This window comes from Bacillus sp. JJ1521 (assembly GCF_036965165.1).
Classification (GTDB): Bacteria; Bacillota; Bacilli; order Bacillales; family Bacillaceae_L; genus Ferdinandcohnia.
This window is the reverse complement of sequence record NZ_JBALOX010000013.1, coordinates 5,037-20,187: the sequence shown is the minus strand read 5'-3', so window position 1 is coordinate 20,187 and position 15,151 is coordinate 5,037. Positions and strand designations below refer to the sequence as shown.

The window sequence follows — 15,151 nt, the reverse complement described above, 5'->3', positions numbered from 1 at the left end:
TGCTGGAAAAATTCCATTATTGCTGACAACTGATGTAGCGGCAAGGGGCCTTGATATTCAAGATGTTACCTATGTGATCCATTTTGATTTTCCGAAAACTACAGAACAATATGTTCACCGCTCAGGTCGAACAGGCCGAATGGGGAAAAAGGGTGTAGTCATCTCCATTGTGAACGCACGTGAGGAAAGCTTCCTTAAAAAAATGGGGCATGATCTGGGGATTACATTCAGTAAAAAGGATTTCTACAAGGGGGAGATAGTGGACGCTCGCGAAGATAAAAAAGTATCACCTAAACCGCGAAAATCCCCTACTACTAATAAAAACAGAAAATCATAAACTAGTTCAACAAACCATCCCAAGTAGGATGGTTTGTTTTCGTTCAGGAACCATTTAGATTAGCCCTTCCTGCTGAGCTTTTAATGCTGCTTGGAACCGGTCCTTCACGTCTAATTTATGATAAATATTAGAAATGTAATTTTTGACGGTACCTTCTGATAAAAACAACTTTTGCGCAATATGTTTATTACTAAGCCCTAAAGCAAGGCATTCAAGCACCTCTTCTTCACGCTCTGTTAAATTGTATCTTGTCGTGTTCTCTTGAGTCCTAGAGTTTTCGTTACTGTTAATTTGTTGGACGAGAAGTTTTGCTAAATCTTGTGGAAGCAGTGTGCCGCCCTTATGGATTAGTTTTATGCCGGAAAGTAAATCTTTTGGATGTATCGCTTTTAGCAAATAACCTTCTGCACCTATCTTTAACGCATCAATAACATGGTTCACCTCTTGGAAGGTAGTTAAGATGATAATTTTGATATCTGGCCAACGCTGCTTGATTATTTTGGTTGCAGCAATACCGTTCATTTCAGGCATATTAATATCCATAAGAATAATTGTTGGCTTATGCTGTTCACAAAGGCTGATAGCTTCAATACCATTTTGCGCCAATCCAACAATTTCAATTTCGTGATCCATACTCAACACAATGGATAGGCTTTCCCGAATGAGCTCCTGGTCATCCACAAGTAAGAGTTTAATAATACTCATTTAGACTACCTCCTTTATAGGTACTGAAATTGTTAACTTAACTCCCCGGTGTTTTCCATTTGTAATCGTAAAATTTCCATGTAATTCTCCTATCCGTTCCTTCATTGCCGTTAAACCAAATCCGGGATTTATTGACTCTATTGGGGTCCCGTTGTTTTCAACAGATAAAGTAATGTCGGTATGTGAAATAAGAAAATGAATGACAATTTTTGTTGCAGCACCATGCCTTTTTGCATTTGTAAGTGATTCCTGTAAACAGCGAATAAAAACAAGTTTAATTGAATTTGAAACCGGATATTCGGTTCCATGCTTATGGAACTGAACATCCGTATCAGTATTCACCTTGAAATCGGTAGCGATTTGTTCCAATAAAATCGATAATATCTCTTCATTTTCAGAGGGGGCAATTTCATGGATATGCTTTCTAATATCCTGCAGGCCCTTACGTGAAACGTTAGCTAATAATTCAATCCTTTGTTTTGCTTTCTCAACATCCGTTTCAAGTAAGTAATAAACAGCATCAAGACCAACTGTAACAGAGGTAAAATGATGACCGATAGTATCATGAAGCTCTTTTGCAAGTCGATTCCGTTCCTTGAGCAGAGTGACTTTTTCAATTTGTTCAGCATATTGCTGTAACACCCTATTCTGTTCTTGAATCAACCGATATTGCTTATTATTTTCTTCAATGATTCGATCTGTTCTACGTTGTGATTGGATAACATAATTGAAGCAAGTGCCGAAGCCTAAGAAGATAAAAATATCAAAGTATTGTAGCAAATAAGAAACAAAGTCCAGTGACCATAGACGGGGCAATGGGAAGATGATTAGAAATATTGGAAATGTCCATCTAACAGTCTTCTTTGTAGCTAGGTAGCCAATCATTATAAAGGACATAAAAATCATGGAGAGACCAAGATTCACCTGTAAAATGATATTTACATAGATTGATGCTCCACCTGCAAGGACGAGCTCGGAGATTGGGTAAAGGATAGGATTTTTATAACCTGGCCTCCAAAACAGATGTGGTACAAGATAACAAGCTGTTAAAATACCAATAAATAATAGATATGGTAAATCACCCAGAGCATCAGCATTCATATAGAAATAGAGCAAGCCGGATAGATACCAGCAAAGCCTTAGAAAAAAAATAAACCAGTCAATCCAGATCCACTCAGGGTCTGTTTTTTTCATATCCACACCTCAATCTACAAGACTTTTTTCCTATCCCTACCTATATTACAAGAAATTAGGTAAACCTAGTAGCCTATAAATTAAAAAAATGACATACATGCATATCTTTTTTTACAAAGTAAGTGGAGCATTCCGTCATATTATCATTCACTTACAAATATTGTGACTGGCTTCACTATAGTCATATGACTTTTACCTTGTATGATAAGGTCATAGGAAGTTAGAAAGGATCGAGAAACATGAATAATGACAAAATGCTTCAGGATTTGGAAGAACGTCTAAAAGGGCTGCCGGCTGATGATCGTGAAAAGCTGATTGAATTATATGAGGATCTTATCGATGTAGCAAAAGAAAATCGTAACCCGAATTCAAGTCTTATGGAGTCAGTTGCATTAGAAGATACATCTGAAGTACCTCATTTAGTCGAAAAACAATCTTATCGAAATAGCGGACGAATGATACTTGCTTTAATCAGCCTGATTTTATTTAACAGTATTTTTGTATTGGGTCCAGCGATTGCAGTCATTTCCACCTATGTATCTCTTTGGATTGTGTCTTTTTGCTTTGTGGTATCGCCACTTTTAGTTGTAACACAGGTTTTTACCGGAGGGTTCACTGGTTTGGAATTTTTTATTTCGATTCTGCTCTGCGGAATCGGCCTTGCGCTTGGTGTTGGAATGGTAAAAGCGGGTAAAGGACTATATAAGATTTTTGCCATGTATGTGAATTGGAATTTACGATTAATAAAAGGAGAATAAATAATGAGAAAAATAATGTATGGAGCGTTAATTCTTGTGCTGATTGGAGTTTTAGGCGTAATTATTACATTGAATAATTCTGGGGTAGAGGCTTTTACCTTTAGTTCAGTAGATGTCAATGAGAAACAAGAGGTTTCTGCTGAAGGGATTACTACTATAATCATTGATTCACCATCTGTTGATGTCAATGTTATTCCTACAAAGAAAGATCAGGTTGAGGTTGAGTTTTCAGGGAAAGTAGGTAAAAAGAGTAAAGCACTATACAAGCTCGATATTGACGAAGACGGGGATACAGTAGAAATTTCAATGGAAAAGAAAAACAAGTTCCAATTTATGATGTTTAATTTCACACGTGTAAGCCTTAATATTAAAGTTCCGGAAAAAATGTATGACTCTATTCAAATTAATGCATCTTCAGGTGATATAGTTGTGGAAGAAATGAATTCTAAAGAAATGGTTATCATAACCGAATCTGGTGATATTGAAATAATGAAAAGTGTAATTAAAGGAAGCCTAAATCTCGAAGCATCAAGCGGTGATGTTAAAGTAAAAGATACGGTCGGAAATGTGATTGACATTGAAACGAGTAGCGGTGATATTACGGCAATAAAGAATGAGGCAAAGGAAATTGAATTTCTTACAAGTAGTGGTGATATTGAGTCAAATAATCAATCTTCTGAAAAAATGAACATCAACACATCGTCTGGGGATATTACAATTGATGCAGAAGAAATCACAGGTAATATTTCAATGGAAGCAAGCAGCGGTGATATCGATGTAAGCTTTGTACAAATACCTGAGGCCTTGGCTGTTGATTATAAAAGTAGTTCTGGCGATGGAATTGCCAACATTGAAGGAATAAAGTTCTCCGAAAAATCAGATCACCGCATTCTGGGTGAAATCGGAGTAGGGGGATATCAGATTACTGCAAGAACAAGCTCTGGTGACTTTGAAATAAGATAAATACAGTACAAAATGTAGCGAAAAAGGGTAAACAAAACTGTGAGTAGTTGTTTATCCTTTTTCATTTTATTCAAATGATATACGTTTACATTTTAAAATGAAAGAGCCTATACTAATGGTAGTAATCGTATTATTTTAGGAGGATGGTATCATGTCAAACAAGCTAAAAATCGGAGTCGTCGGATCCGGAAGCATTGCGAATACCCATATAAAAAGCATAAATGAAGTGGCAAACGCTGAACTTGTTGCGGTCTACTCGCGTAATAAGGAAACGGTTCAAAAGATGGCAGATACATACAATCTAAAGGCTTACACAGATTACGAAGATTTTTTAACTAATGCTGGAATCGATATGGTTGCTATCGTGACGCCAAGTGGTACCCATGCCCAACTAGGAATTGCTGCTGCAAAGGCGGGCAAGCACGTAGTTGTTGAAAAACCAATTGATATTACTTTAGAAAAAACAAATCAACTCATTGAAGCATGTCAAAATGCAAATGTCACATTAAGCTGTATTTTCCAGCATCGTTTCGATGAAGCCGTTCAAGATGTTAAAAAGGTATTGGATGAAGGCGAGTTTGGGCAATTAAACTTTGGGGCTGCTCGCACAACGATCTATCGTTCACAGGAATATTATGATAGCGGTGCGTGGCGTGGTACATGGGAATTGGACGGTGGGGGTGCATTAATCAACCAATCCATCCATTATATTGATCTTCTCCTTTATCTAATGGGTCCAGTTGATGAGGTTCATGCCTATACAGCTACCCGTGCACATGAACGCATCGAAGTTGAGGATATTGCTGTCGCGACAGTGAAATTTAAATCGGGTGCGCTTGGCCTAATCGAAGGGAATACGACTGCATATCCTGGCTTTTCGACTACACTTGATATTTTTGGTACAAATGGAAGTGTTATCATTGAAAACGACAATGTGAAGGAATGGAAGTTTAAAAGTGGTTTGGAATACGAGAACAAACAAAGTAATATTGAAAATAATGTGTCCTCGAATCTCGTAAAATCAAATGAATCCTTCGTCAAACAATATACAGACGTGGTTCAAGCAATTTTGGAAAATCGGAAGCCACTTGTGACCGGTGAAGAAGCGAAAAAATCACTTGAATTAATATTGGCCATTTACCAATCAGCAAGAGCAGGAAGACCGGTTAAGCTTTAACGAGAGAAAGTGTGTGAAGCAGATATGAAGCAGCCCTGCCCCAGAATGTAACTGAGGCAGGGCTTTTTTTATAATAAAAATAAGGCAATAATGGTTCCGATGCCACTAAATAAAAAGGCAAAGCCCATATTCCATAACGACACCTTATATGAATTCACATGTAATAAATCTCCAGTAATGGAAACGGAAACATTAAATGGTCCAGCAATCGTTGTTGATAAAGCCGATGTAATTAAAACTAAACTCAATGATAAAGGATCCACAATCTGCATGATTGGTTCTATTATGGCCGTTAATATACTTAACGTAACCAATGGATGAAAACCGGTAAGTGCAAGGACAAGGAATAGAACCTGAATGAATAAAAATAAGAATAACGGATAGTGGCTCAACTTTGTAAAAGGCTCCTGCAGGTAATCTATAAAACTCGAATCCCCTAAATTACTTGTAAAAAATCCAACCCCTAAAAAGAGAACCATATTGCTCTTTAATCCAATCGTTCGCGTTTTCCATAATGGAATAGCGTATGTCACATAGGATTTTAACCGTTTAATCATAATCGCCCATAGAAATGAAAAAGGAACAATCACGATGGCAATGGTTTGTAGAAATCCAATATTTAAAAGATGATTCACACCCACAATTACAATCATAAACAATATTAAATAGATCACTAAAGAAAAGACCTTTTGTTTCATCAAATGTTTGGGACTAGTTGAGGAAATGGGCTTGCCCTCTTCAACGAGGTTATTTTTCTTATAAGAAAAATGACCAATGAGCCAATTTATGAAAAGCAATATCATAGTAAATACGATTAACCAGGGTAAAATATGAAAATATGGAATATGTGTATATTCGATTGTTAAAATGACAAGTAACTCCATTGGGGAAATCACAATACTTAATACATACCCTCTAAGCATCGCTTGAGCGATAAATTTATTTCGTACCTTTTCACTAAACTGCAATACATTTTTTTCAATCACAGCCTTTACAAGAGGAAGAGTTGCAAGATTTAAAAACCCACCTAATAAAAAGGTCACAATCGATGTCCGCCCATACAATTGTCCCAGATGATGGATGCGGACCTTTAATAGTTTACTAACTTGTTGGTCATAACGGCCGACAATGATAATGGAATTAATAAATGGAAGTACATAAAAGATAGCTAAAAGCGGGATCATTGATGTCATATACAATGGAAACTCAGTTATACCTCTGCCCTCAAAGAAAAAGACCAAGACACCAGTCCCAACAAAAATAACACTGATCGTGCTAAAAAGCTTGGATGATCCTTTAATGGAGACAAGCCATGCAACCATTGCTAAGATCCCAATAAAATAGGAAAGCCATTCAACATTCATGAGTAGATTAATAAAGTAAGATATAAATAATAAGCCGTATAAATATAACATGTGACCGCTCCTACGTATCTCTGCGTTTTCAAGTGAATAACCACATTATAGCAGTCAGAGAATTGATTGTGTACGAAATATAAAATCCACCACATACTTATATTTCTCAAAATCCTCTATATATACCATGTTCTTTTTCCTCACCTAAAAAAAACACAAATTTCCCTAAAAAAATAACATTCTAAAAATATTCTTAAAAAAGTAATATTTGAGATGAGAAAACGCTTTCTTAGAAAAAAGGGGGGAGACAGATGAATCTATTGAAAAAAATATATTCATTAATTGATAACGTTTTCGAAAAGTTTACGCTTTTAACCCTAGTGTGTCTTGTAGTTATTGTTACAATGCAGGTTGCCACTAGATACTTCTTTAACTTCGTATTTTTTTGGTCCGAAGAAATTACACTCTTATTATTAGGTTGGTTTGCTTTTATGGGAATTGCGATTGGTTTTCGCGAATACGTTCATTTAGGTATTGATTCCTTCACGAATTTATTTCCAAAAGGGTTTAATAAAGTATTAGATGTTATTATTCATCTAAGTGTTTTAGCCTTTGGAATTTATCTTGTAGTTCAAGGATGGCATTTTACGGTTCTGATGATGGACTCAACTCTTCCAGCAACAAAACTTCCAAGTAGTGCTACGTATCTGACCATGCCAGTTACAGGGGTCATGATATGTTTATACGGACTATTGCATCTATTCAATGTGGATACAGCAAGATATAAAGACTTGGAGGAGGGGATGTAAGTGGATAGCTCCACGATCGCAATTATTATTTTAGTGTCGAGTTTCGTTCTGTTGATCTTGTTTAGATTTCCAATCTCACTCACACTCGTTATTTCATCATTACTAACAGTCATTTATTTAGATATACCATTACCGGTTATCGGCCAACAAATGGTACAAGGGATCAACTCCTTCTCCCTACTGGCAATTCCATTTTTTATCTTAACTGGACAAATCATGAGTGCCGGAGGATTAGCTACTAGGATTGTTAACTTTGCAACCTTATTGGTTGGTAGAATACGTGGGGGTCTTGCGATGGTAGATAGCGTAGCCTCACTATTCTTCGGAAATATTTCTGGTTCTGCTGTAGCAGACGTTTCATCAGTAGGGTCTGTTATGATTCCAATGATGAAAAAGAATGGGTATGAAGCTGATTATGCAGTAGGTGTTACTATCGCATCCGCTATCCAAGGGGTAGTAGTACCACCGAGTCATAACTTAGTATTATACTCACTAGCAGCAGGGGGGGTTTCCATTGCTAGCTTATTTATGGCTGGAATTGTTCCTGGAATCATGATGCTAACTGCCCTATGTATTACAGGTTATATCATTGCAGTAAAGCGTGGATATAAAAAAGCAGAACCAATCCCTAGAAATCAAATCGGGGGTACTATTCTTCACGGGGTTCTTTCTTTAAGCCCAGCAGTCATTATTTTAGGCGGGATTATGAGTGGGATCTTTACAGCAACTGAGTCTGGAGCATTAGCTTGTTTATATTCCTTCGTTTTAGCGTTTGGTATCTATCGTGATGCACCTTTTAAAACGATTTGGCCAATCCTAAAGAAAACACTTAAAACAGTTTCAATGGTTTTCTTCTTGATTGCCGCTTCAGCAGCATTTGGTTGGTTATTAGCTTTCTTAAAAATCCCGGCTGCAGTAACAGATTTATTACTAGGTATCTCTGATAATCCAATTATCATTCTATTAATCATTAACGTTATCTTACTTTTACTAGGTGCGCCAATGGATATGGCACCAATGATTTTAATCATGACACCAATCCTTTTACCAGTAGTGACAAGCTTTGGTATGGATCCGGTACAGTTTGGTATTATTCTAATCCTTAATGCAGGTATTGGATTATTAACACCACCAGTTGGAACCGTTTTATTTGTAGGTTGTGCGATAGGTAAGGTTTCGATCGCCCAAGGTACAAAGGCTATGATGCCATTCTTCTATGCACTATTAATCGTTCTATTAATTATCACCTATGTTCCTGGGGTTGTAATGTGGCTTCCAAATCTAATGGCAGGCTGACCATGAGTTAGGTGTAATTATAAAAAATCAAACATACATTTAGGGGGATAACAGAATGAAAAGCAAAAAGTTTTTCGGTATTATCGCAACTACGCTTTTAGCTACATCTGTTCTTGCGGCATGTGGCGGACAAGATAAAGCTGGATCGTCTAATGATGGTTCTAAAAAAGAAGAAGCTAAGCTTACACTACGCTTAGCGGATAACCACCCAGTAGATTACCCAACAGTTATTGGGGACCAAAAATTTGCTGATTTAGTAAGTGAAAGAACAGACGGCAGAATTACAGTTGAAGTATTTCCTTCCGGACAGCTAGGCGATGAAAAATCAGTTCTTGAGCAGGTTCAACTAGGTGCGATCGACTTTGCAAGAACAAATGCAAGTCCATTAGCAGAATTTAACGCTCAATTAGCGGTATTCTCAGTTCCTTACCTATTCGATAATGATGAGCATTTATGGAACTTCTTAAATAGTGAAACTGGAACATCTTTATTAGATGGTTTACAAGATGCAAAAATGCAAGGTCTTGCTTATTATGATTCAGGATCTCGTAATTACTACTCATCTAAGCCTTTAACAAGTCTTGAAGACTTACATGGATTAAAAATCCGTGTTCAACAAAGTGAAACGAATATCAAATTATTAGAAGCATTAGGCGCAAGTGCAACTCCAATGCCATATGGAGAAGTATTCTCTGCCCTACAAACAGGAATCATTGATGGTGCTGAAAACAACTTACCAAGCTTTGACTCATCAAACCATTTCCAAGAAGCAAAACATATCATTATGGATGGTCATCAACGTATTCCAGAAATATTATTAATGAGTAAAGTAGGGTGGGACAAGCTTTCTGAAAAGGATCAAGAAATTATCAGACAAGCTGCTCTTGACTCAGTTGAAACACAAAGACAAGCATGGGCTGACTATGAGAAAAAATCTTTACAAAAGATTACAGATGCAGGTGTAACAATCACTGAGGTTAATGATCTAGCACCTTGGCAGGCAGCTGTTAAACCTGTAGTCGATGAGTTTACAAAAAAATACCCAGAACTTGCTAAAGCAGTAGAAGAAGTAAAATAATTACGACTTTTAATATGAAAGACAGCCTACCTAGGAGTATCATCTATTTACTAGGTAGGCATTTTTCATTATGATGTATAGATAAGAGGACATCTAGACTTGTCGGAAAGGAAATAATGAGAATGCTAGGAAATAAAATGACAGAATTTATTGAGCGTTATATTTTATTAAAAAATAAATCAATAATGGCAAAGCTTTTTTTCTTTTCTAGTATTCTTGTGGTTTTTCCAGTTCTAGCCGTCGGGTTAATTTCCTATAGGACTTCCTCCATTCAATTGGAAGAAGAATTCAAACAATCAAGCAGACAAATAATGGAGCAGGTAGAGACGCATATCGAATATTATGAACAGGATTTTGAAATAACGAGTTTAAAAATTATTAACTCACCAGACTTTAACACCTTATTAAGAACGAATAAGGCAATATCCAGCGGAGAAGTGAATGAAGCAGCTCGAAGTGTCTTGAAAAATGCTGCATATTCACGACCTGACATTTCAAATATTACCGCCATACTGGACAATGGGCTTGTAATCGATACACTAGGGGTGCGTAATTATTACCCAGCGTCAAAAATAGAAGATGAATATTGGTACTCATCTTTACCTAAGAACGGCATGGTCATGCTAGTAAGTAGGACGTTAAAAATTAAAGACAAAGAGGTACCGGTTATTTCTCTCGTCAGACGACTATTCAATCCAAATACATTTAAGCCAGTAGGTATTCTTGTAATCGATATCAATTTCAAGAGAATTAGAGAAATTTCGAGTTTGGTCACATTAAGTGAAAATGGATACTTTTTTATCCTGGATAACAAAGGACACTATGTGTATCATCCTAATTCACAAAAGCTGGGTACAAGGGTTGAATACAATCAACTATTAAACCTTGATGAACAAGAAAGTGGTTCATTAATTATTGAGAACGGGCAAAAGGAATTCGTCTCCTACTCACTTTCTTCAAATCTAGGGTGGAGATTTTTTTCAGCCGTTCCATACCAGGATTTAAGTGATCCAATCAAACAAATTCGAACTGCTATTACATGGACAATCGTTATTTCACTTATTTTCGCTTATTTTTGGGGGACAGTTTTTACACTTAGAATCGTTCGACCTATAAGAAGATTGCAGCGTTATATGAAAGAGGTTGAAGTTGGAAACTTAAGCGGAAGAGTGAAAGTAGAAACCAGTGATGAAATTGGTCAATTATCACGTGGATTTAATAATACAGTTGAGAGACTTTCGAATTTGTTAGAGGAAGTTTATGTATCAAAGCTTAAGGAAGCAGAGCTATCACTTAATAAAAAAGAGAGCGAATTAAGGGTTCTTCAGTCACAAATTAATCCGCATTTTTTGCATAATTCACTTGAAACGATTAGGGGTATGGCCCTTGAAGAGGGAAAAGAGGAGATTGCAAGCATTTCGTACTCACTTGGAAAGCTATTACGCTATAATTTAAGAAATAATTCACCAATTGTGAGTTTTGGTGAAGAAATTAAAGTTGCAGAGCTGTATTTGCAGATTCAAAAGTATCGTTTTGAGGAACGATTTATGTATTCATTTGATATTCCTGATTGGGTTAAGGAGCAGAGGGTTGTGAAATTCTCCCTCCAACCCATCCTTGAAAATTGCTTTGTGCATGCATTCGGAACAAATTTTGAAAAAGTCAGTATTACCATTAAGGTAGAATTATCCTCGGATGCAAACTATATCATTCGCATCATCGATAATGGAAAAGGCATCGATGAGAAAGTTTTAGAAGAATTAAACCGAAATTTACAGCAAAGTTCAATTAGCTTAGACGGACAGCATATAGGAATCATGAATGTCCATCAAAGAATCCGATATCTATTTGGTGAACAATTTGGAGTGTCCATAGTAAGTCAAAAAGGGATAGGTACAGAAGTAAATATCACATTACCTCTCATTGAAAATAAGGATGTGGAGTCAAATGAAAACGATTTTACTCGTGGATGATGAGAGATGGGTACGTAAGGCATTAATTTGGACAATTAATCAATTAAATTTGCCAATACAAGTCGTTCATGAATGCAGCAACGGCCTTGAAGCACTAGATTGGGTAAAAGAAAATGAGGTAGATTTAATCCTTACAGATATTCGTATGCCGGTTATGGATGGCATCCAATTAGTAAAAGAACTAGGTCACTTAAATAAAATAATGGATGTTGTCGTCATAAGTGTTCATGATGAATTTCAATTTGTGCAGCAGGCGATTCGGAGCGGTGTATTTGACTATCTATTAAAGCCTATCGATGAGGAAGAATTAAGAGCATGTCTCGAAAAATGGTTGAAAAAAAACACAAGCAATAAAGGCAAAGAAAACGACGTAACGGAAGAAAATCTTCCAGCATCTTCAATTGAGAAGGTACTAGAATATATTTCGAAAACACCTATAAACCAAGTGAACTTAAAGGATGCTGCAAATCATGTTCACATGAATCCAAGCTATCTAAGCCAATTATTCAAGCAACAACTGAATAAAAAATTTGTTGATTATGTGACCGAAATTAAAATACAAGAGGGTAAAAAGTTACTAGCTAACACAACCTTAAGAATGTCCGAAATTGCGGACAGACTGGGATATGCAGATGTGGCTTACTTCAGTAATAATTTTAAAAAAATTACGGGACAATCTCCGTCTGATTACCGTAAATCAACCACTGCGAATAAATAAAAAGAGGCTAGATTAACACAATCTAGCCTCTTGCTATGCCTGCTACGGCACAGGAAATTCGTTCATTTATTTTTGGAGTTAATTGTTTGATAGTTGGTGTCATTTCCTTTGTCTGTATTCGGGTTAAAAGAGTGTTCACCATATTTCTCGCAATCTCCTCGACAGGTACACCAACACTCGTTAAAGGTATCTCTAAATTCGCCATTTGTGGGATATTATCGTAACTTATCACAGAAATATCCTTTGGGATAATGAAGTTTGCCTCTCGCAATGCGCGAACAACCCCAGCACTTATATCATAACTTGAACCAATGATTGCGGTTGGTTTGGACGAATTTGAAAGCAATCGTTTTGTAGCTACATAGCCGTCATACCATTCAAGTCCAGCAGTATTGATAAAATTTTGAGTGGTGATGGGGAGGTCAAAGCTAGTCATTGCTTTTTTGATTCCAAGAAATTTCTCGGATTGTCGATCATCAATTGGGGAAAAATCACCTATATAGGCAATATTTCTGTGCCCAAGCTGATATAAATATTCTACCGCCATTTCCATCGCCGCCTGATAATTTACATCGATGACAGAATGGTTATGATTTCGGCTAACCCCATAAGTAACAAGTGGAATTTGTATCATATCAAGGACGTGATAATTCTGCTCATCAAATACAATGACCCCATCCACCTGATACCGCTTAAACATTTCTAGCGATTCTTCGATGGAGCTGATTGATAAGATCATCGAGTAGGAGTTTGCCCGGATTTCTTCATTGATTTTCGAGACTAGAGTTGAAGGGGCAATTCGTTCCAGGGTTGGCCAAATTAAACCAATTACCTTTGATTGCTTTGAAACAAGCTGTTGTGCAGCAAGGTTTGGCTCATATCCAAGCTCTTTAGCAATTTTCATAATTTTATTTTTCGTTTCAGGTTTTACTAACGGGCTATTGTTTAACGCTTTTGAGACAGTGGAGTAACTCACACCAGCCACTTGAGCGATATCCTTAATCGTAATATTCATGAAAAACCACCTATTATTTGAGTGATTAACAACGTTATTATTAAAAGAGATAAAACTATAAAAATAATATCATTAATTATCCTCTTTTTACAGTTGATTTTTAAAAATATCCGTAAAAGGACTTGAAAACGGTCATTGTTTATTTTAAGATGAAGATGGAATAACAACGTTGTTATTTCTTTTTATAAAGCTTTGAAAACGATTGCTTAAGCTTTATATATGGTTTAACCAAAATAATGGATTTATAGACTTTAATAAAAGTGATCCGCAATTCCATTATTTATTTCTTACCGTTTGGGTTACTATAAAAAATAAAAAGCAGGTGGACAAGATGAAAAAATTTATGGATGAAACATTTTTATTATCAAATGACACTGCAGTAGCGTTGTACAATAATTTTGCAAAGGATATGCCGATTATTGACTATCACTGCCATTTAAGTCCCGGGGAAATTTATGAAAACAAAACCTTCAAAAATATTACTGAAGCATGGCTATATGGTGACCACTATAAATGGAGAGCTTTGAGAGCAAACGGGATTGAGGAAGAATACATTACAGGTAATGCATCTGACTATGATAAATTTGTAGCTTGGGCGAAAACCGTTCCAATGACAATCGGAAACCCGTTATTTAACTGGACTCACCTTGAGCTTCAACGCTTCTTTGATGTTCATGAAATTTTAAATGAAAAATCAGCGCCTGCTATCTGGGAAAAAGTAAACAGCAAGCTTACTGGTGAAGGATTCGGAGCGAGAGACTTAATTAAAAAATCAAATGTAGAAGTGGTTTGTACAACTGACGACCCAACTGATTCTTTAGAGTACCACAAGCTTATTGCAGAAGACGCAAGCTTCGATGTAAAAGTTTTGCCAAGTTTCCGTCCTGACAAAGGCTTAGAAATCAACCAAGACACATTTGCTGATTGGGTGAAAAAACTAAGTGAAGTTTCCGGTATTGAAATCTCAAACTATGATGATTTCTTACAAGCATTAGAAAACCGAATTGAATTCTTCCATTCACTTGGTGGACGCGTATCTGACCACGCTCTTAATACAATGATGTATGAGCACTCAACAAAAGAGGAAGCTGCAGCAGCATTTGAAAAAGGGATCAAAGGTGAAAAGGTTTCTGTCGAAGACGAGACTAAGTATAAATCTTATACCTTAGTTTTCTTAGGAAAAGAATATGCAAAACGCGATTGGGCAATGCAGCTACATATTCACGCATTGCGTAACAACAACTCAAGAATGGCTGGGAAGCTAGGGCCTGACACTGGTTATGACAGCATTAATGATGGTGAATTAGCACGTCCATTAAACCAATTACTTGATGCACTTGATACAGAAGATGCATTACCAAAAACCATTCTGTATTCATTAAATCCAAACGACAACTACATCCTTGGAACAACAATTGGTAACTTCCAAGGTGGAGGAAAACCAGGTAAAATGCAATTCGGAACAGCTTGGTGGTTCAATGATCAAAAAGAAGGCATGCTTGAGCAAATGAAAGCATTGGCAAACCTTGGCCTATTCAGCCGTTTCATCGGTATGCTAACAGACTCAAGAAGCTTCCTTTCTTACACAAGACATGAATATTTCCGTCGATTAGTATGTAACCTAATCGGAGAATGGGTAGAAAACGGTGAAGTTCCAAACGACATGGATTTACTCGGAGATGTTGTTAAAGGAATCTGCTATAACAACGCAAAGGAATACTTTGAGTTTTAATAATAACTTTATTCAGCCCTGACTGAATAAAGTTATAGCCT

The 15,151-nt window shown here is 36.6% G+C and carries 14 protein-coding genes; 10 read left to right on the top strand and 4 right to left on the bottom strand.

The window, feature by feature from the left end; translation table 11 throughout:
* Positions 1 to 337 (top strand): C-terminal helicase domain-containing protein (locus V7147_RS02945; protein ID WP_335366368.1); only part of this gene is annotated, 337 nt, incomplete at its 5' end.
* Between the two features lie 54 nt (positions 338 to 391).
* Here V7147_RS02945 and V7147_RS02940 read toward each other — a convergent pair.
* Together V7147_RS02940 and V7147_RS02935 are read right to left on the bottom strand one after the other, a co-directional pair.
* A complete protein-coding gene (locus V7147_RS02940) occupies positions 392 to 1,042 on the bottom strand; it encodes a response regulator transcription factor (protein WP_335366367.1) in 651 nt (216 codons plus the stop codon).
* Entirely contained in the window at positions 1,043 to 2,236 is a 1,194-nt protein-coding gene (locus tag V7147_RS02935; protein ID WP_335366366.1) for a sensor histidine kinase, read from the bottom strand.
* 239 nt (positions 2,237 to 2,475) lie between these two features.
* Between V7147_RS02935 and V7147_RS02930 the strand changes: the two genes are divergently transcribed.
* The 3 genes from V7147_RS02930 to V7147_RS02920 all read left to right on the top strand — a co-directional run bounded on the left by V7147_RS02930 (position 2,476) and on the right by V7147_RS02920 (position 5,134).
* The gene (locus V7147_RS02930; protein WP_335366365.1) at positions 2,476 to 2,994 is read left to right on the top strand and encodes an HAAS domain-containing protein; all 519 of its coding nucleotides are present in this window, start codon (positions 2,476 to 2,478) and stop codon (positions 2,992 to 2,994) included.
* Positions 2,995 to 2,997: 3 nt separating this feature from the next.
* Positions 2,998 to 3,957, top strand: coding sequence for a DUF4097 family beta strand repeat-containing protein (locus V7147_RS02925; protein ID WP_335366364.1), 960 nt, complete (start codon positions 2,998 to 3,000; stop codon positions 3,955 to 3,957).
* Positions 3,958 to 4,108: 151 nt separating this feature from the next.
* Positions 4,109 to 5,134: a Gfo/Idh/MocA family protein gene (locus V7147_RS02920; protein WP_335366363.1), complete on the top strand. Its 1,026-nt coding sequence runs from the start codon at positions 4,109 to 4,111 to the stop codon at positions 5,132 to 5,134.
* 68 nt (positions 5,135 to 5,202) lie between these two features.
* On the opposite strand, the gene V7147_RS02915 is transcribed toward V7147_RS02920, so the two are convergent.
* Entirely contained in the window at positions 5,203 to 6,549 is a 1,347-nt protein-coding gene (locus tag V7147_RS02915; protein ID WP_335366362.1) for a hypothetical protein, read from the bottom strand.
* A 251-nt stretch (positions 6,550 to 6,800) separates the two neighbouring features.
* On the opposite strand from V7147_RS02915, the gene V7147_RS02910 reads away from it, so the two are divergent.
* The 5 genes from V7147_RS02910 to V7147_RS02890 all read left to right on the top strand — a co-directional run bounded on the left by V7147_RS02910 (position 6,801) and on the right by V7147_RS02890 (position 12,363).
* The gene (locus V7147_RS02910; protein ID WP_335366361.1) at positions 6,801 to 7,298 is read left to right on the top strand and encodes a TRAP transporter small permease; all 498 of its coding nucleotides are present in this window, start codon (positions 6,801 to 6,803) and stop codon (positions 7,296 to 7,298) included.
* On the top strand, positions 7,299 to 8,594 hold the full coding sequence (locus tag V7147_RS02905; protein ID WP_335366360.1) for a TRAP transporter large permease: 1,296 nt from the start codon (positions 7,299 to 7,301) through the stop codon (positions 8,592 to 8,594). It abuts the gene before it with no gap.
* A 55-nt stretch (positions 8,595 to 8,649) separates the two neighbouring features.
* Positions 8,650 to 9,672, top strand: a complete 1,023-nt coding sequence (locus tag V7147_RS02900; protein WP_335366359.1) for a TRAP transporter substrate-binding protein — start codon at positions 8,650 to 8,652, stop codon at positions 9,670 to 9,672.
* A gap of 122 nt (positions 9,673 to 9,794) precedes the next feature.
* A complete protein-coding gene (locus V7147_RS02895; RefSeq protein ID WP_335366358.1) occupies positions 9,795 to 11,645 on the top strand; it encodes a sensor histidine kinase in 1,851 nt (616 codons plus the stop codon).
* Positions 11,620 to 12,363, top strand: a complete 744-nt coding sequence (locus V7147_RS02890; protein ID WP_335366357.1) for a response regulator transcription factor — start codon at positions 11,620 to 11,622, stop codon at positions 12,361 to 12,363. The genes V7147_RS02895 and V7147_RS02890 overlap by 26 nt, the downstream gene beginning before the upstream one ends.
* 22 nt (positions 12,364 to 12,385) lie before the next feature.
* Here the strand turns inward: V7147_RS02890 and V7147_RS02885 are convergent, their stop codons facing one another.
* On the bottom strand, positions 12,386 to 13,378 hold the full coding sequence (locus V7147_RS02885) for a LacI family DNA-binding transcriptional regulator (protein ID WP_335366356.1): 993 nt from the start codon (positions 13,376 to 13,378) through the stop codon (positions 12,386 to 12,388).
* A 331-nt stretch (positions 13,379 to 13,709) separates the two neighbouring features.
* Here V7147_RS02885 and uxaC point away from each other — a divergent pair, with 331 nt between their 5' ends.
* On the top strand, positions 13,710 to 15,110 hold the full coding sequence (gene uxaC / locus V7147_RS02880) for a glucuronate isomerase (protein WP_335366355.1): 1,401 nt from the start codon (positions 13,710 to 13,712) through the stop codon (positions 15,108 to 15,110).
* The last annotated feature ends 41 nt before the right edge of the window (positions 15,111 to 15,151 follow it).